This window comes from Vibrio sp. A37 (genome assembly GCF_059777565.1).
Genome location: NZ_JBLNLI010000023.1, coordinates 13,047 through 34,286, shown reverse-complemented (window position 1 = coordinate 34,286; position 21,240 = coordinate 13,047). Strand labels below are relative to the sequence as shown.

Sequence of the window (21,240 nt, the reverse complement as noted above, 5' to 3'; positions counted from 1 at the left end):
TTCGGCTTGCTGCTCTGTTGGATAAAATCTTTCTTTATAGGCTCGTTTCATAGCGGCAATTTTTCAGAAATCGTTAAGCCCTGTAAAGTTATTGCTTTGCTATATTGGCTTATATCACCGCCCGCATTGGGCGATGCTTTACGCCAAAGTTCGGTAAGAAAAGCAAAAGGGGCCATGAAGGCCCCCTTTATTGTTTCTTCATTTTTTCAACTTTGTTGTTGGCCCTGTTACGCTTCAACATGGTCTCAACATGCATATCTTGCATGGGTCTACTTGACTCTTACAGTCTGGCTGACCAAGCGCAGCGCGTTCCACTTTTGATAATTTATAGAGCAGGGCGGCTCATACCAGCTCTTGTTTGGTATTGTATCTAACTCAACCAATCCTGTAAAACTTGATCCAATTTCGTTGTCAATTCTTTATGCTTAATTGGATTTTTGCTTTTTAACTTACTTAAGTTGAGCAATTTCCATTTAATTGCTGGCAAGTGCTGAGCATCTGGTACATCAAATAATGACCAGTTTGGATTTGTATTTTTGAATGATAACAAGAACTCTCGATCATCTTCAGAAAAATGAATTTTTAGAGCATCTATCATGGAGTCACGCACAGCTTTCAAGCTATCTAGGCCAACTTCCTCTATTGTCATACCTTTAAATTCATTTTGAAACTTTTCATCTATTGGTTGCCAGTTCGGAGACATCACTTCATTGATTGGCCTAGGGTGTCCTAGCACATACGTTAAAAAGCCGACGAAAATGTCACGTGATATGCCTTCTTCATTGAGTAGTATACGAACATCAAACAAATCTCGTGGATGCTGCCTGTCCATTGCCGCACATAACTTACCGCCATAAAGATCTGGCAAGCTGACTACAGGAACCTCTGCGTAACCAAACTCATCCTCAACACTTTCTTGTACTGACATAGTTTGTGGCTCATATAGTGTCCCTCTAGCGACTGGAGAAACTTCAATTTTTATCGTTGCCGATTTACTTGCAACAACAATTCGCAACTCATCTGTTTTATTGTCCTGAATTACAGCTTTTATATCAGGTTGCTTATTTATCTGTGAAGATATTCTCTGTAGTGCAGATCGAACATTGTTTAACGCTTCACTTCTTGGCTCTAGAGGCAAGTAAGCCAAATCAATATCAACTGATAAACGAGGAAAGTCTCTTACAAATAGGATTTATCGCTGTGCCGCCTTTAAGAGCAAATACTGGCTCTTTGGCTACAATTGGTAACATTCTAATCAGTAGTGAAACTTGTTTATAGTACGCGCCTTCTCTATCCATTGTGCTCTTCTTTCTTTTCACTTAATGATTCTGGTACTGTGATCTGATAACGTTCGTCATATCTTCCTTTGTCAACTATTTGCCGCTTTCCAGAGCCTAACTCCATTGTCTTTTCATCTAACCTGCTAACCCATTGGTGGTTATAGAGGTGACTTAGATATAAGAACACTCTGTTTGTTTGAACAGATCGGCTCCGCTCAAGAATAGACTGCACTTTTCTTGGACTAAGATTCACTAAACCTTGAAAAAGCTCAGCTGCATGTTCAAATGAAATTAGCTTGCCAACAGCATCAGCCACTTCATACGCCGCAAGTTCTGGACAACTAGCTTTAAGCTCTTTTCCCTTAATCATGACCATCTTTAGATCTTTTTCAGGGATAAGCTTTATTTTTTTACTACTGCTATAGAGCCATTCTTGTTGGGAAAACTGACGAAACCATTTTGGCAATGCTTGTTTGTTTTGGACACCGATCCACACTTGCTCTTCACCTAATGACAGGTAGTGACTTAAACCTTGGTGAGTTAAACTTGTAAGCCCAGCAACATGGATAGGAAAACTTAGCTGCACGTCAAGAGCTTGTATAGCATCCGCCCAGTTTGGTTGGGTTGCTTTGTTTCCATCTGGACGGTAATAAGCTCCCGTATCAAACTTTTTCAGCCAACCATTTTTCACATACTTCTGTGTTAACGAATAAGGTATACCATTCTCGATTAGCCACTGTTGTAGGATGACTGAGTTTGGTGCTGTATGTGATACTAACCAGTTTATTTTTGATGACATTTTAACACCATAAGTATTAATATTACGTAAATAATAAACCATGAGTTTACTATTTTTCAATTTTTAATACCCTAGGCATTAAAATTCACTAAAATGTAAACCACCACTTCACCAACCTACAACACGTTTGATGGTTCGGAAACCTGCTCAGTTTTTTCGCTGCCTGTACGGCAGATAACAAAGAAAGGGCCGAGTGTCGTTTGAATTAATTTTTCTTAGCTGCCTGTGCGGCAGATAACCAATTAAGCCTTGGTAGAAAACATTGTCTTTATTTCTTAGCTGCCTGTACGGCAGATAACTCATGGATGCCGATTATTTTAATAATGTATTCTTTCTTAGCTGCCTGTACGGCAGATAACCTAGACCGTTCTCCAACATTTCAAACCATCCTTTTCTTAGCTGCCTGTACGGCAGATAACACCTACAAATGATTATCGCTGAGGGAAATGGTTTTCTTAGCTGCCTGTACGGCAGATAACCAATTAAAAGCAAATCAAAACTGGAATGTTCCTTTCTTAGCTGCCTGTACGGCAGATAACATTCATTCTGATGTATGGAACTTCGGCTTGCATTTCTTAGCTGCCTGTACGGCAGATAACTTCTTTGAATGGAGTCTTAGCTGGCTTGGTTATTTCTTAGCTGCCTGTACGGCAGATAACATTTGATAGACGATGATTCATATCACCCGACTTTTTCTTAGCTGCCTGTACGGCAGATAACCGAACCGTCGAGTCGCACATTTCTGCTGCTAATTTCTTAGCTGCCTGTACGGCAGATAACGTAAGCTGGTACATTTTGCAGTGAGCCATCTGTTTCTTAGCTGCCTGTACGGCAGATAACTGATTGTTGAGTTGGTGCACTTGGCTTTAATATTTCTTAGCTGCCTGTACGGCAGATAACATATAGAGGTAATCATTTGATTACAACATACATTTCTTAGCTGCCTGTACGGCAGATAACTCTGAATGCATGCCTGTTCCATTGTCGGCTCTTTTCTTAGCTGCCTGTACGGCAGATAACTTTAATAGATGATGATTCTTATCATCCTACGTTTTCTTAGCTGCCTGTACGGCAGATAACAAGTTATGGATTTGTTCGCTCGAATATCTACGTTTCTTAGCTGCCTGTACGGCAGATAACGCTGGAACATTCGGAACCTCGGCGTATGTTTGTTTCTTAGCTGCCTGTACGGCAGATAACGAGGGCGTAAGGAGTGGGTTATGACATCTTTATTTCTTAGCTGCCTGTACGGCAGATAACGCATTGTATTCACTCGCATCGATGAGATAGAATTTCTTAGCTGCCTGTACGGCAGATAACTTCGTGGGCGATGGCGCTTTGCTTACTTTTTTTTTCTTAGCTGCCTGTACGGCAGATAACAAAGATACGAGCCATCTTTCACTAGAAGAAGATTTCTTAGCTGCCTGTACGGCAGATAACGTTAGGGATTCAAATTGAAGCTGGTGGGCTTTTTTCTTAGCTGCCTGTACGGCAGATAACACTCAGCCGATACAATCAAAGTCTTATCTTCTTTTCTTAGCTGCCTGTACGGCAGATAACTTCTGGTTCTTGGTTCTTGGTTATTGGTTTATTTTCTTAGCTGCCTGTACGGCAGATAACAGTTGTTCCAGTCGGTGTTATTGTTCCCCATTTTTCTTAGCTGCCTGTACGGCAGATAACAAAGAGAACCATCATCTAGAGCGATAGGTTTATTTCTTAGCTGCCTGTACGGCAGATAACTGGTAAACCTGAACGTAACATCATACAAAGCTTTTCTTAGCTGCCTGTACGGCAGATAACTTTATCGCAATGAGTTTGGTTCATTTCCAGTCTTTCTTAGCTGCCTGTACGGCAGATAACTGGAGAGTTTAACCTCGAAAGCTTTATTGTAAAAGAGCTAAGCGCAAAATGAGCTCGAAAACCCTTTTTTTGAGCTTATATATTTCGTCATATAAAATCAATGAGTTATAACATGGTCAAAAATTAGGGTCTAGCTGGCCAGATAGAAAGAGATAAAACCTGCTTACGCTAGTTTTGAATTTCCAAAATCAGGTAGATTTAAAGCTACTATAGATAAATTTTGTATGGAAAATGATCGCTAGAGGAAAAAACTTTTGGTGATTGAGCGAAAGGAATTAGGTAATTAAGAACAACCATGACGGTTGCCCTTATTAAGCAACAGACTTTGCTTTTTCAATAACAGCTATTTGAGATTCAGTAGCGGCCTGAATAACTTTTTTATAAATTTTCTTTTTATCAGCTGAGTTAGTGTGCCTAACAAACTCTGATAAAGGCGTTGAATTAGCTTTCTTTTCATTAAGACCGAACATAACACCTCCTACTTAGTGGTCAAGCCCAACAATTTTTTTTACGTCTTCCACAGTATAAATCGGTTTAAGATAAGGTTTCAAGCTCGCCACGTTACTATGGTAAGTTTTAGTACCGTTGTCATTATCTTTAATCACTAGATCCACCGCGATTTCTCCACCAAATTTTTTCTTTAGTTCTTCGACCACGTTTTGCGAACCATAAAACTGCTCGACGAAATGCTCAGGCAATATTCTACGCCCTTCAACCTTCTCCCTCGCTTCAACGAACTCCCAAGCTAGCTCAGGTCGTTGATACACAAATATTATCAGCACATCTCTTTTTCTCTTCAAAGATCTTTCAATGTTTTTTTCGGCAACAGGATAACTAGATAGCGTTCCATCAAGAATAAAGCTTTGATTATTTTTGAAAATAAAATCCAATGCCCTTTCAACCAAAATTACTACTGGCGTTTGAAACAGATAAGAATTGCTTCCATCGTAGTCTTCAAATTCACACCTCAGTTCATCCGGGTCTAGACGTAAGATGGGGGAGCTCTCATCACCAACACTTGCAATCAGCTCTTTTGATGATTCAGTCTTCCCTGCACCTGGAGACCCGCTCATAAAGACAGACACTGGATTCTCTTCAGGCAGAAAAATAGCTCTATCGGTTATTCGCCTACAAATTTTGGTTTTATTGCTTTTGGCAAACTTTACAGCTCGCGCGACAATCAACTTTTCAGTATCGTTTAGCATCCGAGTTTACCTTCCATGGAATTGGTTTAATCATAAGCCTCTACACGCTTAATCTAAAGAGGCTCATCATTGCAATTAAGTACAGCTGTCCAGTAGCTATTTCCCCTATATCTATGTAGCGTTATTTGTGTAATAAATTCAGTGTAGTATTAAGCTGCCTGTACGGCAGGTAACCTCATATCTATATTCCTTTTATAGTCTGTTAATTTCTTAGCTGCCTGTACGGCAGATAACGATTGTCGCCAAATTCTATTTATCAGCTGTTTTTTCTTAGCTGCCTGTTCAGCAGACACTTCAACAGAATACCGCATGTTTCAGATTTCCAAAATCCAGCCAGCTTAGAATACTGGCTGGATTGCACTATTCTGTACCCTAGTTAGTTGTAGCGACAACTTTCTTGGTAGCAGCATTATCTGGCTTGATAAACTCATATTTTTTGCCTTGAGTGTAAATAGCTGGGACAACAAAATTAGTTTGAGTGTAAATCTTACCGTAAGCTCGATAGTGAGGGAAAGATGGTACATATAAGTAGAAACCCTCTGGCAATTGTTTAGTAATATCCTCAAAGATATTATTCATATCTAAGTTAATTCCTTTAATGTCAACATCAGCGATAGTAGTTACTGGTGGGCCAATAAATGTTAATAACTCATTCGAGAAACCCAATAGATATGAAGGAGAAAGCTCACCACCAAAATGGTAATCAAAGTCACCTTCTATTACTCCTCTCAATTTATTTGAACTTTCATTAAAACCAACACCAACTGTGGCAGATTTATTATCTTTCTCTATTTGTAAATACGTTGCTGTATGCTTAGAATTCCATTCTTTTGAAACTTTTCCATATTTTGAAAAAGTTCTTATTGATGCTTCTCTTATTTTATTTTGAGCATATATATATGCATCATTCTCACTTTTGAAGTCACTTTTAGGAATAGCAACAAACCAGCGAGATTTACTGGCCATATGGTCGCTATTAGCAATGTTCGCTGCTGTGCCACCCGCAATATCAATAACGCCAGTTAAGTTTCCAGTTAAAATGGATATAGTACCAAATAAAAGCGAAGCATTACCTCCATTTGACTTTTCCATTGAGGTCTTAGCTTTCTTAATGTCTTCATGAGTAAAATCTTTTAATGGACTTCTGTTTTTTGTTAGTGCTGTTTGGTTAGCAATGTTGTATGCATAGCTGTGGGTGGCATCGTATGGCTGCGGAGTTATTTGCTCCGGTTTAGAGGCGCAACCTGTTAGCGCACCTGCGAATAGAATAATAAGCGTTTTAATTCCGTTTCTAGTTTTCATGACGTTGTTCCATTTTGTGAGTAATTCAATACTATCACTGGTTTTCTTTTTCCAAAATCACTACTGATACTTATCCCATGCTTCTTCATACGACTCACGTCGCACTTCGTCAGCATCAATATCTTGCATACGTTCTTCATTTTTTTCTAAGACGTTTTGACGTGGATTTTCATCATCATAATTTAACTTAGAGCCAGAACCTGTCAGAGACTCAATATCGATATTTGTCATCTCTGTGTAGTTGTCGGTCTGAATTAAAATTCCCACCCACTCATCGAGATTGACTATATCCCAATTCACATTGTCAATATTTTCCAGATCTAGCCCTGTGCAATTTGGACTCTCTGGCGTTCCCCATGACAGGTTCATTTGATTCTGAGCGTAAATTTGTTCCATGATTATGCGAGAAAGTGGAGAATCAAACACACAATACACATTGCGCTTTTCAATACACAGCCCTAGCTGCTTATCTTTACAATACGAGCCAATGTAGTGCGTTGAAAGCAATTCTTTTTTCATCGCTAGATCTAGCTCTTCATCTTCGCAAGCATAAACAATACCTACAAGCAAATTGAACACAACATACGCAAGATATGCGTAATAGACATACATTAATGCTTGCCCTGCTGCTTGCATTTCTGCTGAAGCTGTAATTACTGTTTCCTGCGCAGAGTTCTCAGATACTGTGAAAAACATTTGCGCCACATCAGCACCAAAACTGTCAGTCAGAAATTGATTCGTATACTGCATCATCGCTTGCGATATCGCTTCAGAAGTCGCAGTTCCCGCCGCTTCTTTTCCAACTTCTTTACCCGCCACATCAGCCCCAGAAGTAAAAGCACCTTGAACAGCATCCCACGTAGAGGCCGCAGCATCCCCAACCGCTTCCGATGCCATATCCCATGCTCCGGTATAACTTTCAAGCCCCATCACTTGCCCTGTTAGCGCATCCATCTGCATCGTGTGCGTCAGCAGCGAAATGTAATCACCAAGACTCACCGCAACTGGACTTTCACAGCAATTCTGCATACCGCCAACTGCTATCTTGCACTCTGCTGCCGTCCCTTTAAAAAGTTCGCATGTCACATTCTCATCACCCGCATTCGCATCATTGTAAGTCGTTGGCGTAGAACTGTAACTTGACGGCATCGAGCTTTGTGAAGCAATTCCAAGCAGTTGCTGCTGTCCTTGTTGAACCATGGCCGTGTTGTATTCCATCGTTTTCGCCATCTCACCAAACTTCCCTGCTACGTACTTCGTCATGCTTTCTTGTGTCGTGACAGATTCTTCAGATTGAGGCAATTCACTGTCTGCTGTGGCAGTCGGAATAAGCGAGCCAAGTATCGCTTCAAACGGTGCTAACGCATACTCAAGCACTTGTTTCGTTTGCGAGGGTGGGATTTGAACATCTGGCTTCTCAAAGTTCGGAACGAACTTGTTGCTGGCAAGTGGCGAGGACGACTTAGACTCGCAGCGACCTTCAAATTCATTCCAGATTGGGTAGGCGCTTGGGCAAGATTGTTCAGCTGGAAGCTCCAAAGGTTTTTTCAAACACTGCGTTTGCTCTGCGTTCAATTCGAACCCAGCAGGACACGTCGGTGTATAGTTATCTACTAACGTTTTATAACACTGGTTATTTAATAACGTATAGCCCGAAGGACAAGTTTGATTGGCATCGTGAGTAGAAGTAATATTGGTGCATATTTCATAGCTTTCCATGTAATAAGTGCTATCTTTATCCCCCGGCCCGGGCGATATATCTGTCCATTTCCTTTTTAAATTGCCTTTCCAATAACTGGAACCGCTGACCCCCTTATAGTTCCACAAATAATACCAATTAGTTGTGCTCCCACGTCTAGAACTTGTGGCTTCGTACCCTCCTTCCCAACGACATTGCGTCGAACTGACTCGGCACTGTGTTCCATTCAAACTGCCACTAGAGCAAGAATACGTTGGGGTTGTCGTTTCTACTTTTTCACACTGTTCACCGTTCAACGAATAACCACTTGGACACACTTTCTCAATGTCATATACCTGACTGACACACTTGTCATCAAGAGAACTGAACTCATCTTCCCCTTCAACTAAATCATACCCACTAAGACATTCTACAACCGGCGGGATTTCACAATACCCCGTTTTCGGATTCAAGCGATGAGCAGAATCTGGACAATCGTTTGGCGTCGGCTGTGTCACGAGGTTGGTACACACTTCATAATGCGTGTCTGTCGCGAGCTTTTTCATCGCGTCACCACAGGTGTACGTGACGCCATTTTGTGTGATTGGCACACAGGTTGGAATCGAACTGTCATTGGCTAAGACTACATCATTTGAGACAATTTGAATCCCGTCTCTTGGGCTGGCGGCATAAAAATCATTCGCGCTGTAGGTACATGCCAGCTCTTGCAGACATTGGTCAGTATTGGTTTCGTAGTAATAGCCAGTGGGACAAGACGACACTGGTACATATTGGTCTGGCGGACTGTCGGCGTTATAAGGGCTGTCTGGAATGCCTTCGCACGTCATGTCATTACAGGCGTACTTAAGCAGCTCCATATAAGCATTCACTTTAGCAAAATCGTCGTTGGGAGCATCCCTCTCTGGGCTATAACAAGACTCTCCGACACACTGCAACGCCCCATCACAGCGCAAGACGGTTTCTTCCACTTCTTCGCCAGTATTAGCTGTAAAGCCGCAATCAAAAGTATCTTCTTGGACGTAACAAATCCCGCTGTCACCCTGCGCCCCGCTGACACACTCTGTTTTGACATACGAACACGTTGGGTCTTCTTCGTATTTTTTGCAGGTATTTCTATCGGTGGTGGTGTTATCAAAACACGTTTCATTGCCATCTAAGTCTTCCCAACACAACTCCCCGTCATTGAAGCCGCAGTTCGAGCTGACTTCGACTTTTCTGCAGAATGGGCTAATGCCTAACCCAGCAATCGGATTCTCAGCAAAGTTGTCTTCGCACACCTTAATCCCATTAATGGTGGTACAGCCATTCGCATCAAGAGTGGGCATATCGGTACATCGAATTGAGCCAGTACAAAAGCCATCATCAATTTGCTTTTTCACTTGAAGAGCTTTGTCGATGTTCTCTTGTGTCTGCCACACATCGTTGTAAATCATCTTGGTGGCATCGTAGTAAACCAGTAAGGACGAAAACCCTTCTCCATTCCCTGCAACCGATGTACGTGTCTTTAGGGCCATCTCCCCTTTTGGCTCCACACTGGTAAAGAAACTGGTGACATTGATGTTCGGGTAGACATCCCAGCTCGTACTGAGCTCACATTGAGAACCCTGCTCGGGCGGAAAGTTGCCATTTGGACCGTTATAGACTTTCGTTCCATTGAGGTAAACCTGATGATAGTCATCGTATTTTGAGCGCTCTAGTTTTGCGTAGGTGATGGCATCCGGTTGAATGACTTCAATCGACATCGACTCTTCATAAATCGTGCACCAACCACCCCAATAGTTATCCCCCACCGTCCCTATCCACATGCGAAGGCAACCCGTTCCACACGATTGCAAGTTCACTGGACCAGAAAGGTGTTTAATCACCCCCACCTCATAGTCATGGCCAACGGTGAAGTTGTCTTCAACGGCTGGTAGACGCTCGCAGGTCTCATACTTAGGGACATGATACGACTTACCTGTGCTCACTAGCTCTTTGCTAAACTCGCAGCTGGCAAACTCTTCCGCAATGTCGGTTAAATTCTCCAACACATTGTCAGTGTTCTCCCACATCGGATCATTGGTTAAATCTGGTTTCTGGGTAGAGAACGATTGTTTAACGATGTGATAAGCTCGCTCACCACTACTGGTCGCGGTGTCTAACGTCTTTTCATCGTACTTGGCTTGAGCTGCTTGGCCCTGAATAAGCGTTTGAGTATCACTGCCGTAAGTGTCTGTCCCTGCCGGTAGGTAATCATCATCTTTTTGGCCAGTGAGCTCTTTCGTCGTCATCAGCACTTCGCCATTTTGCATCAGATCTCCGCTAGAGTTGAGAGCCGGCACCGTTCGCTTCTCCAATAAGCCTTTGGAATATTCGTTGGCTTGAGCAACCGCCGCTGCCATATCGTTGTCAGCAAACGTTTTTTGAATCGTCAGCGCTTGTGTGGTGACAATCAGTAGGAGCGATAAAAACCGGCCTATTACTCCATGGAGGCGGTCTTGAAGAAACATAACAGTTCCCTGTTTATATCTGGCGATACCACTAGTCTTCCATAGAGGTTAACATTTCCTAAATTTTGGGTTCGATGTGAATTGGACGCTTGTTAGTGATCCAGTAATACTCCTTAGGAGCCATACATTACCTTATTTTCTGAACACAAAGATGAACCATTGTTGTGATCGGTAGGCCGAAAGATTAAAAAGAAGATTGGTTCACTGAATAAAACAACAGCGAACGCTTCCCTCTTAAAAGAAATTATCAAATTACTCACAGCCGGCTTTTATTTATGATTCATTAAATTAACCCTTCCTAACCCGAATACTTAATTGCTTCACCACTGTCAACTTATACCTAGATGTATAAACTGACATTTAAATAAAAAAATAAATAATATTAAAAATATCACTACAGTGGTTTTGGTAATTATAAATTAGAAGTTAGCTCACTGTTATAGTAGTAAATCCATGACAAACACTTATAGTCATCATACATAAAGATATGCATTACAATCATGTTAACAAATTTATCAATGATATTTTCGTCACAGAAATGTGGTTAATATTATTGTTTTATACCTTCTCGCTCATCCTAGCGATGAAATCTCATTTATTTATCTTTCATAATATAATCTGGAATCAAGGACTGATATGAAAAGCAATAATGCTGTACTCATTCTTTTGTCTATAATAGGTATAACCTATTCTCATTTAGCTTTTTCCGTATCCGATCCCATGCAAGGTCGATACACACAAGTACCAAAAGATGATGTTTACTTATCATTGTCTTACGTAAAAGGCCAAACGTTACGCTCTCCCATCACAGGGATATTTAATACAAAAGGTAGTGATGCCGATGACTTTTCCTTAGACGATAGGCTAAAATATATTCAACCTGATACAAAGTTTTCGGATAGTATTGACGTCAAAAACATTTCAGGGCCAACATTTACCCCTGTAAGATTTTTCAATACTAAGCGTGATTCGTTTTTACATATAATAAACGATAAAGATAGAGTTTCGGCGTTCTTAAATTATTATAAAGATAATAATGATAGCAGTCGTTCAAGCTTTTGGATTGAACTGTTTGATAGTTTTTTGCCTGCACAGGTCGTCGTTGCGTCGGACTTTTACCATGCTGGAGCCGAGCAATTACTGGTTATAGGATACGAAAACACTCTGGACAAGGTATCCAATCAAGCAACCATAAAGGTAGTAAAGGCCAATAATCCTGACAAACCTGAAGAGTATTTGTCTATTATTAATATAACACCTCCTAATAGCGCCCCCATTCGATATGGCAAACCTGCGGTTGCCGATATTACGGGTGATGGAAATAAAGAAATTGCCTATTTGACTCGCACAGGACTACAAATCTGGACAATTTGCTCTGGCGATATAACCGATACTGTTTGTGAAGGAAAAAAACCCTTCGATATTATCTCTTACCCGGAATTTAAATTCGACTTGATTGAAGATTTTGACTCCAGTAGCAATTATAATAACCAGTCTTCAGGGCAAGTGTTAATAGGCAACTTCAGAGGAGCGGGGCAAGAAATAGCAGTCATAGGGTCTGGCTATAATACTTCCAATAAATGGGATACTTCACTCAAGATTATTAATACTAACTTCGACGGTGCAACAGTAGAAAATCCTAAAATGGCTATTTCTACGACACTGAACTCTGAATTTGATAGTAGCTATCAATTTGATACAAGAGGCTCATATAGTTTTGCAGACAAATATCAAGATACGCCCTGGGCAGATCAAGATAAGATTTTAGTCTCGCAGCAACGAAAATGGAAAAAAGGAGCTGACCACAGCGTAAGATACTTTCAGTCGATTACCATTCCATCACTCGATAGCGCCATTAATTTATATGGCTCATGGAATATGAACGAACAAAATGAAAATATTTTAATCAATAACTATAAGGAAAGAATAAAAGACTCCCATAAAATGCTGATTGGTATGGCGGCAGGTAACTTTGTTAATTTATCAAAAGAGGCAGATGTTACAGATGAAGATTACGCGCCTGTTCTTTTTACTCTAGATTTGTCCAATAAAAATGGTAGTGAGGCATTTTTGACGACATGGTCAATTGATCAAACCAATGGAGGCATTGAAAAAATAAGTCGCGAGTCGCTTTCATTTAACAAGACAGACTATGATGATATAAAATCAGGGAGCGTTTCAATAGTTAGCGCACCTTTTAGAATGCGAGCAGAGCTACAAGCCGGTGAAGAGCCAGCGATGAAACTGTTTAAAAATCCAATCAACAAACTAGCGCTTGGTGACAATCAAGGGTTATCCCAAAAACTAGGTTCCCCACTCTACTATAATACGGGCTCGATGGAAGACCCTGACATGATAATTGGCTCGCCACCCTCTCATATTGATTATCTTCAAACGAACCAACTTGAGGGCCCAACGATATTAAATATGAGTGCGAGTACAGACGGAAACTATCTTGCCACTATAAGCCAAAGTTCAAGTGTAGAAAAAGGAAGGATAGATCAAGATGTCACGAACATGTCAAACTCAATATCAAATAAAACGACCATTTCTGGACAAAACTCAACTGCATTAACAACAGTGAGTTATGAGTTGACGGCTTATGCCAGTTACACAAACGAAAAAACGACAAGTAATATGGATAAGTCCATTAACTCTGTCACCGAGAACTTGAGTGAATCAACTGGCACTCAAGACAAGCTAGGTTTACGATTTGCGAATACTGATATTTACTTATACCCAGTTATAGGAGAGTTTGTATGCCCAGAGTCAGATAATTGCCCTAACAGTGAAAAAGTTCAATTGTATAAAAGATTAACCATTCCTCATACCGAACAGACCGTTTATGTTGATGGCGTAAATGTGCCTTGGTACCAACCGGTACACGAAGTCAATAATGCGTTGTCTTACCCTCATTCTAAAGAACAACTCGAAAACGAATATGGGATTTCAATAAACCAAGTGAGTAGCCCAAGCAGTTTTGTCACTGGCTCTGGAAGTGGAAATTGGAGCGTAACGTGGAACAATTCTGAAGAAAGCTCGGACGAAACAACTCGAGTTGACGCAGGCACTTGGGGTGTTGGGTTAAAAATGAGTGTTGGCTCTAGTAAAAAATTTACAGAAGCCTCTGGCCAAGGATGGAATGTGACCAACGAAACAAATTATGACGCTTCATATAGCGATAAAAATGTTATTACCCGAACAAACAAATACGTTGCTGGCACTACCGTTAGTATTTCCAGACCGAGTACTTTCGCTAACCCCAGTTTGTACGGATACCAAGTGTCTCCCATCATTTACGGGGAAAACTTAGACAGTGAAATGAGTATGTCTGATACCGTGGAAACCATAGTCCAAAATACTAAATCTAGTGATATTCTAGGTGGGGCTTTGACCATTAGTTACTTGGTGAACCTCCAAAGTAACTTAACCGGAGGGTGGTGGAAAAGTAGCCCTGAATATACCAATAACATTGATATTTCACTGAATAACCCAACACGATGGAATGATGAATTGGTGAGACAAAGCATTAACTCTAAGTACACAAATTGTCTCGGCATTACGAGTTGCTATCAACCATTTCAACCGACTGATCAAGTGACTCCAAATAGGCAGCATGTCGATAACTTCTATAATATGAGAGGCTTGTTTATTTCACCTAAAGGCAGCACGGAAACAAGGTATGAAGCCGAAGATGGCGAACTGATGGTTCTAAGTGCTCGTATCTATAACTATAGTTTTAGAGACATGCCCTCCGGCAGCCATGTCAAAGTTCAGTTCTATAGACAAGAGCGGAATGATGAGACTACTGACTTGATCCCTAACTCTGCCGTTTTGATCGGAGAAACATCTATCGCACCGATCAGTGGGAATAGTTCAAATACAACAAACTGGTCTACAGCGAGTGTGGAATGGGATACAGCTGGACTCGCAAGTCATAAGTTTTTCATTTGGGTTTTGGCTTGGGCAGAAGACAGTAATGGTGATGTCATTCGCGAACAAACAGGGAAAGGTTTAGGGGCAAGCTTTGATGGCCAAGTCTATACCGATATAGCCGATGTACCTTTGGAATATGTCACGGTCAACACAGAGTCTTTGAATGAGTCCACTACGGACTATACGTTTACCAACAATGTAGGTATGTATCCACAAGTCTTTACTGTTGTACCAAAAGGAGGTTACGTTGCCGGAGAAGGCATCATGAAAATGGCTGTGATCAACGCTCCAAATGACAGCTTAGTGATTGATGAACTCACAAATTCTGACACGCAACCAAGCATGCATCAACCGATTGACTTAGATCTTCACTTTCGAACACTGGCCTCTTCTAGAGGCACAAAATTGTTTTGGATAGAGAATGAATCGGAGGATAAAGAGAACATCCTTGCGATACAACAGATCCCAAGCTTTGCCGCGTTTGAGGATCAAGCCAGCACACTGCGTTACTACCCAAAGAAATGCGGAAATAATAGGATTACCGTTTACGCAGGTGGATTGGGCTATAAAGCGAAAGCCTCAGTATCCAAAGACATTTACGTTCAGTGTAACTAAATGACCAATCATATTTTGAAAGACATTTTAAGAACTCTCAGTATTTAAAAATAGTCAGCACACTTTCCTCTAACCTCATGGTTAGAGGAAATCTCTGTGCGTTTCCTAGTTGTCGGCAATTTTTTCCATGCCAACAGCACACGGCAAAATTACCGAGTGAATTAAATGACATACCCAATATTTACACTCATCACAAGACAAGGAATAGAAATGAAGTTATCAACGTTAGTCACAGCAATGGCATTGCTTACCCCTTTATCAGCAATGGCCGACAATACGGTAGTTGTCGACGCAGGCAGTTCGGGTTCACGTCTTTATGACTACCAATATACTCTCTCAGAGCAAGGCTTACCCACTGATTTAACGAGCACTGATACAAAAGTAAGTGGTGGTATTCAGGATGTATCAAGTGAGGATTTAAACACTTACCTCTCTGAACTGTTCGCGAACGTAAGTCCAGATAATGCTCCAGAAGTCATTAACTTTTACTCCACAGCTGGAATGCGATTAACTCCCGCTCCTGAGCGTGATGAGATTAATAATGCAGTAGAAGATTGGATTGCCAACCAATACCCAAACTCAGCGGTTAATGTGAAAACGATAAGTGGTCAAACTGAAGGAGCATATGCTTGGCTAGCAGGCAACTACCTCAATGGTTCCTTATCCGACGGCTCAGAATCAACCGGTATATTAGACTTAGGTGGCGCTTCAACACAAATTACGTTTGAGTCAACTTCATCAGAATCAATCCCAGTAATCGCAGGAGGCACAACTTATCACCTAAACTCAAGTAGTTTCCTAGGGTTGGGGCAAGATCAAGCACTTAGCCAGTATTTTAACCAACCTGCCTGTTTTCCTGTCGGTTATTCTCTTCCCAATGGAAAAGTGGGAACCGGTAACTTCCGTCAATGTTCAGATGATGTTAAGCCACTTATCAATCAAGTCCAAAAAGTCCGTAAGACAATTTCAGGTGCGGCAAGTCAAAATAAGTTTTATGCGATTTCAGGATTTTACTACACCGCTGGGGAGCTCGGTTTAACCGAAGACTACTCCCTAAAAAAACTGGCTGAAGCGGGGAAAAATTTCTGTTCAAGTCACTGGAGTGATTTAGAAAGTGGGGCTTCAGGCTACGACGTCAATGATTACCTTTATAGTTACTGTTTCAACGCAGCATATCAATACACCTTAATGTCCAATGGATACCAATTATCCGATCACAACACCACTCTATCTGCTATCAAAAAAGTAGATGACACCAGTATAAGCTGGGCACTGGGCGCAATAATTTCACCTAGCCTATAACTTCTTCAATAATTAGTACAACGAGCCCTAGTGCCTGAATAGGCACTAGGGTATTTTTTTGTTGGTACTGCCAAACGCAGGGTGTAACCAAAACAAATTAATCCAAAATGTTGTCTTTCCCTGAACTGCACCCTATTGGGTTGTTGTGTAGATAATGGCTCTACTTCTAACATCACAATCCATCCCCAACAAGTGGCGATATTTACACTGAACTTAAGGATAATCTCATCGATGAAGTACTGAACTATTTGGATAGAGTCAGCTTTTGCTGACTTAGTACTTATAATTTATAAAACTAATGATTGCCGTACTTTCTCTCTGTAATGACAACGTTGCTCAATTTTTATTGTCAATTTCTCAATATAGGTAATAGGAATATACCTTTAAAATCATCAACTATTAAAATTAGTATCTTGGCCGAGAGCTTTATAGAGGATTATTTTCTACCCTACCATATTGCTCTATGAAAGTTAAAAATTACATACATATTAGCTACTTAAACGAATAATATATTTTCTTCTTTATATACTCCATGCTGACCAATATAACTTGCAATAGTTCGTTAAGAATTGAATCATCAAGAGTCGAAACTGAATCCAATCAATGGAATGATTATTTTAGTAACTAATTTTTCAATAAAAATAATCAAATAAAAATTAATCATTCCAAGTTAATGTAAAATTATTCCTTATGATAAATTTTATATCATGAAAAACTCATATAGATGAATGAATCACCTTTGGTTACTTACACAAGTATTATTATTACAAAGTTATTTTTAAAAATATAGAAAAGGAATTAACTGATGCCAAGAATATCTAATATAATAGATGAAATTTATCTCAAAGGATTGTCACAAGAAATACAACAAGACAAAGATATAGATATCATTATAGCAGCCCCACATAGTGATATTAACTGCACTGGGTACTTGGTGTCATATCTATTAATGAAGAAAATTAGCTCCATTGGTTACAATTTAAACAAAAAAAATAAAGAAATAATTAATAAAATTATATACTTCGATGAAAACCCCAATAATAGTCCTAGCCAACCGTTAAAAAATAATGAACTAGAAAATCTCCTCACCCGTGAACATGAAATGGGTAAAGTAGATAAAATATTTTACAATATAATTAACAATTGGATGAGGAAATGTAACGTTCAAAAAGATAATTTTCTACACCAACTAATGAAAAGCTTTTATGCAAATTCACCTGTTGACGATGAAATAGAGAAAATCTTTTATCAAGATTTATTGGAAAGTGCTGATTATAATTATAGCTTAGGTGAGGAATATATTAGAATAAACAATCCTAATACTTACAGAGAAAATAGAAAAAAATCACTAGAGTTTATTTTGCCCAAAGCAATGAGTAATTTCTGTAAGAATTTAGGTGTTCCACATGTAAATATTGAGCATATAGGGCCATATACCTATGGTGATATGGAAGACGTCAAGAAAAGAGACAATAAGAACTATAATAATTATGTTAAATCTATTAAGGATTATGTAACTAATTATAAAAAGGATTTCCTAGATTTGGCCAAAAATGCATATTGGAATATTGGCTCAATCATTGACGCGTCTAAGTATGGGAGCAAAGATCACTCATCAGACCTTCTAAGAGACTTAATATCAAATCACGTTATTGCCAGAAATATGATAATGAGTAAAATGAGAAATCATAAATCAAGAATTACAATACTCAATATTGGTGCTGCTCATACGAAAGGTGAACGTTATGAAAAAGTACTAAATACCTATATATCAAGGAAAAAGGTTGTAAACAACTATAGCATTTCAAATCTTTTTCATGGTAAAACGAAAAGTACAGTGAACGTCTCTGAAAAGGTTTCTGACAAGATGTCCATTTATGTACCCTCCATTTTAGACTGGTATTACTATTTGACGAAGAAAGATAAAAGGAAATCAGCTCTATTCTATATTGAAAGTGAGACGTTGTATGGAAGTGAAAGCAATAGAATTTCGATGCATCATAAGCAAATTGAGAGACTGGAATATAAAGCAAGCAAGAATACCACATCTTATACTGGTGATAGTGGGCGTTTTTTCTTCAGAGAGTTCGATGAGCCACTACCATTTAAGGTTAAATATCCAAACTCAAATACTAACACACCTTACTCTGGCATATCTAAATTATATACAAAACCTACTATAAGATTTCGAGAGCAAACAAGTAAATATATCTCATTTTATGGGTATAGAGTTAGATTAAATCGAGATACATTATTACCACAGAATGTTTTAATATCCGATGAAAAATATAATAAAATATCTAACCCTCGACATTTGTATACAAAATATACAAACAAGCATAATATTGATTTTGTTTATTACTTTTGTTATCCATTTATGTATTCAGTAAACAACTTGATTATAAAAAACAATTTCAAGGGAAAAAATTACAATAGCCTAAATCACAGTATTCATACGAACATAAACAATAAGTTGCTATTGGTAAGGGATTATGTGAATGAGAACTTTAATAATGAAGATAAATTATTCTCAATGTACATTCAGTTTCTTAAAACCAATCATGAAATACCTAATTCATTAAGAAAAATATTCAATATTAATTCTATATCCATATCTAAAATATCATCATTAAAAGATATGATAAACAATTACCAAAATTTATATAAATCTATCAAGGAATTATTTGACGTTTATTTCTTTTTGATTTTTAGAATCTAGTTGGAGATGGTTAGTGATATGGGGGTTTTCTTTTACAACCCACATATCAATCAACCTGAAGTGTTGTAACACAGTTACGTGGATGTCAGCAGATATGACAGTCCACTACGACTCATGCCTTAAAAGCAGAATCACTTGCGAAGGTGCTATCTGACTTCCCTGTATTTCATTGTCGCTCTACCAAGGTTTGCTCCTTAACATAGGCTAGGTTTGGGATAAACTTTATGAATCTCGTCACTAACAATAGCTATATTATTATCAGTAAATACGTTTTAGTTTATTAAAACTGGAGTCGTTATGAATAAAGAGGAGCGATGAAAACCGACTTATCACTCCTTGGGCTGTCTAGAAGAGCCATAACGGTTCCCAGTTTGTATCCAGAGATACAATTCGCCTTTCATAGGGCTTAACATTTCCTAAATTTAGGCTGGGAAGAAAATTTAATCAGCAATCAACGTTTGGCCAACTCAGAGCGAAGCGTTTATTGATTCTGTTAGCTTTACTGACATAGATCTCTCACTATTTCACAACGTGTCAATATAAGTAATATATTTAATATTATATCTATTTAACTCGTATTTAGACTTTAGTGCATATGATATCGGCTCACTTCTTAATCTATCTATAACCTTAGAGCAATTACTTATTCCAACCATACCAATGACTTATTATTAGGGAGATCATTGTTGCATATGGTATGCGCTATTACGAATTAACACGTAATACCGATAATAATAAGTCGTAAGGTAAAATCGATTATGCCAAGACAATATAGAAAATCTCGCTCAGGCAAAGCATAGCCGATTCTATGAAGACATCATCATTGAATGGAGCACATCAGACAATACTGATCATCTGCTTCCACAATTGCTGCCTTCTCACCCTAGGGTTCCGAGAACGCTTTGTGATATCGATAGATCAAGCTTTAATATACTGAGTAAAGCGAATGACGATACCTCTTTTGTTGGGCTTTATCATTTACAAAAAAACGAAAATGTACCTGAGCCCTTTAATGCCCAATCAAGACTATGGAAATGTCGCGATACAGAAAACTTATACATAGACCCATATGCGCGGCGTTGGCGACTTGGCGGGAGATTTACCAATATCCCTTAAACATACCAATAGAAATCAACAAACTGCTGTGCAAACTTCAGGGCACTGGAAGTTAGCAGAATATCATCGTTTCCGCAGACAAGATTGCATAGGCTTTAGTCTAACCAAAGTCTTTAATCAGATGTTTTATACCTTTTCTTATACTTCGAGAACTTTGAACTCCGACATTTTCCAAATGAGAAATTCCGACCGTAGTAGTGCGCTTCCACTGCCTCCTCAATTTGCCAACAGATTAGTAGAAGGAAATGGGCGAATGCCGTATGAGTGGATCGATTATCTAGTCGACTCATTATTAGTGTGTATTTCCAACAAAAGTTGCAATATGAGCAGTATGAGATCCGCAAGAGGCAGCTACGAAACCTATTAATCAATCGAGTTTGGCTCAGTCACATCGTAGATGTGAGCCAAACTGATCTTGATCATTTTTAGGTAACCCCTTTAAGGTTCCATAAGGCTTAAATTTTGGCTTCGTGACGAGTATATTAACAAAATACTTGGAAAATCAACGTGCGGTTAACGGTCAAGGTAGTTTTGAAGCTCTTCTGCAGTAATACCTTGAGCGATAATCTGCTTTGCAAGCTCCTCTATTTGTTCAGCCTTACGCGCTTCAATAGAGCATTGAAACTGAAATACGATGTCACGGAGTACACTTACAGGGATCTGTTTCGCCGCACTTTGAATGCGTTCAGCACTTTGTTGACCAAGCTCGCTCAATAGCTTGCCAAACATCATTTTTTCAGGCGACTCTTCTAATTGCTCAAGAGTTCGCGCCATTTGATAGGTCGTCATTGTCATTATTTTTCCTAGGACTTAATTTCACTTTTATTATTTATTCATTAGAGAAAGAGAGCTCAGGCGAAGCATTATATGCTGGTTTTAAAAGTATAAATACTTAATGTGGATAGCCACCTATTTCTT

12 protein-coding genes, 1 pseudogene and 1 CRISPR repeat array are annotated in these 21,240 nt (G+C 39.3%); of the genes and pseudogenes, 4 read left to right on the top strand and 9 right to left on the bottom strand.

Features of this window, described 5'->3' with window-relative positions:
* From ACM2FC_RS21405 to traN, 8 genes and pseudogenes are all read right to left on the bottom strand, one after another.
* Positions 1 to 51 (bottom strand): helix-turn-helix domain-containing protein (locus ACM2FC_RS21405; RefSeq protein ID WP_498483087.1); only part of this gene is annotated, 51 nt, incomplete at its 3' end.
* Positions 52 to 370: 319 nt separating this feature from the next.
* A pseudogene (locus ACM2FC_RS21400) lies at positions 371 to 1,298 on the bottom strand (nucleotidyl transferase AbiEii/AbiGii toxin family protein).
* Entirely contained in the window at positions 1,291 to 2,079 is a 789-nt protein-coding gene (locus ACM2FC_RS21395; protein ID WP_498483085.1) for a type IV toxin-antitoxin system AbiEi family antitoxin, read from the bottom strand. The pseudogene ACM2FC_RS21400 and the gene ACM2FC_RS21395 overlap by 8 nt, the downstream one beginning before the upstream one ends.
* A 151-nt stretch (positions 2,080 to 2,230) precedes the next feature.
* Positions 2,231 to 3,939: direct repeats of the CRISPR family, unit length 28 nt; unit sequence TTTCTTAGCTGCCTGTACGGCAGATAAC.
* Positions 3,940 to 4,250: 311 nt separating this feature from the next.
* Positions 4,251 to 4,409, bottom strand: a complete 159-nt coding sequence (locus ACM2FC_RS21390; RefSeq protein WP_498483084.1) for a hypothetical protein — start codon at positions 4,407 to 4,409, stop codon at positions 4,251 to 4,253.
* 12 nt (positions 4,410 to 4,421) lie between these two features.
* The gene (locus tag ACM2FC_RS21385; protein ID WP_498483083.1) at positions 4,422 to 5,144 is read right to left on the bottom strand and encodes a zeta toxin family protein; all 723 of its coding nucleotides are present in this window, start codon (positions 5,142 to 5,144) and stop codon (positions 4,422 to 4,424) included.
* A 149-nt stretch (positions 5,145 to 5,293) separates the two neighbouring features.
* Positions 5,294 to 5,455 (bottom strand): hypothetical protein, encoded by a 162-nt coding sequence (locus ACM2FC_RS21380; protein WP_498483082.1) that lies wholly within the window; start codon positions 5,453 to 5,455, stop codon positions 5,294 to 5,296.
* 61 nt (positions 5,456 to 5,516) lie between these two features.
* Complete coding sequence (locus tag ACM2FC_RS21375; protein ID WP_498483081.1) at positions 5,517 to 6,446, bottom strand: hypothetical protein; 930 nt, start codon at positions 6,444 to 6,446, stop codon at positions 5,517 to 5,519.
* A 60-nt stretch (positions 6,447 to 6,506) separates the two neighbouring features.
* Positions 6,507 to 10,634 (bottom strand): conjugal transfer protein TraN, encoded by a 4,128-nt coding sequence (traN, locus tag ACM2FC_RS21370; protein ID WP_498483080.1) that lies wholly within the window; start codon positions 10,632 to 10,634, stop codon positions 6,507 to 6,509.
* Between the two features lie 636 nt (positions 10,635 to 11,270).
* Here traN and ACM2FC_RS21365 point away from each other — a divergent pair.
* The 4 genes from ACM2FC_RS21365 to ACM2FC_RS21350 all read left to right on the top strand — a co-directional run bounded on the left by ACM2FC_RS21365 (position 11,271) and on the right by ACM2FC_RS21350 (position 20,689).
* Entirely contained in the window at positions 11,271 to 15,185 is a 3,915-nt protein-coding gene (locus tag ACM2FC_RS21365) for a hypothetical protein (protein ID WP_498483079.1), read from the top strand.
* 210 nt (positions 15,186 to 15,395) lie between these two features.
* Positions 15,396 to 16,487, top strand: coding sequence for a hypothetical protein (locus ACM2FC_RS21360; protein ID WP_498483078.1), 1,092 nt, complete (start codon positions 15,396 to 15,398; stop codon positions 16,485 to 16,487).
* An 805-nt stretch (positions 16,488 to 17,292) separates the two neighbouring features.
* A complete protein-coding gene (locus ACM2FC_RS21355) occupies positions 17,293 to 19,206 on the top strand; it encodes a hypothetical protein (RefSeq protein WP_498483077.1) in 1,914 nt (637 codons plus the stop codon).
* Positions 19,207 to 20,275: 1,069 nt separating this feature from the next.
* On the top strand, positions 20,276 to 20,689 hold the full coding sequence (locus ACM2FC_RS21350; RefSeq protein ID WP_498483076.1) for a hypothetical protein: 414 nt from the start codon (positions 20,276 to 20,278) through the stop codon (positions 20,687 to 20,689).
* A 146-nt stretch (positions 20,690 to 20,835) separates the two neighbouring features.
* On the opposite strand, the gene tsrA is transcribed toward ACM2FC_RS21350, so the two are convergent.
* Positions 20,836 to 21,117, bottom strand: coding sequence for an H-NS-like global regulator TsrA (gene tsrA, locus ACM2FC_RS21345; protein ID WP_498483075.1), 282 nt, complete (start codon positions 21,115 to 21,117; stop codon positions 20,836 to 20,838).
* Positions 21,118 to 21,240: the final 123 nt, after the last annotated feature.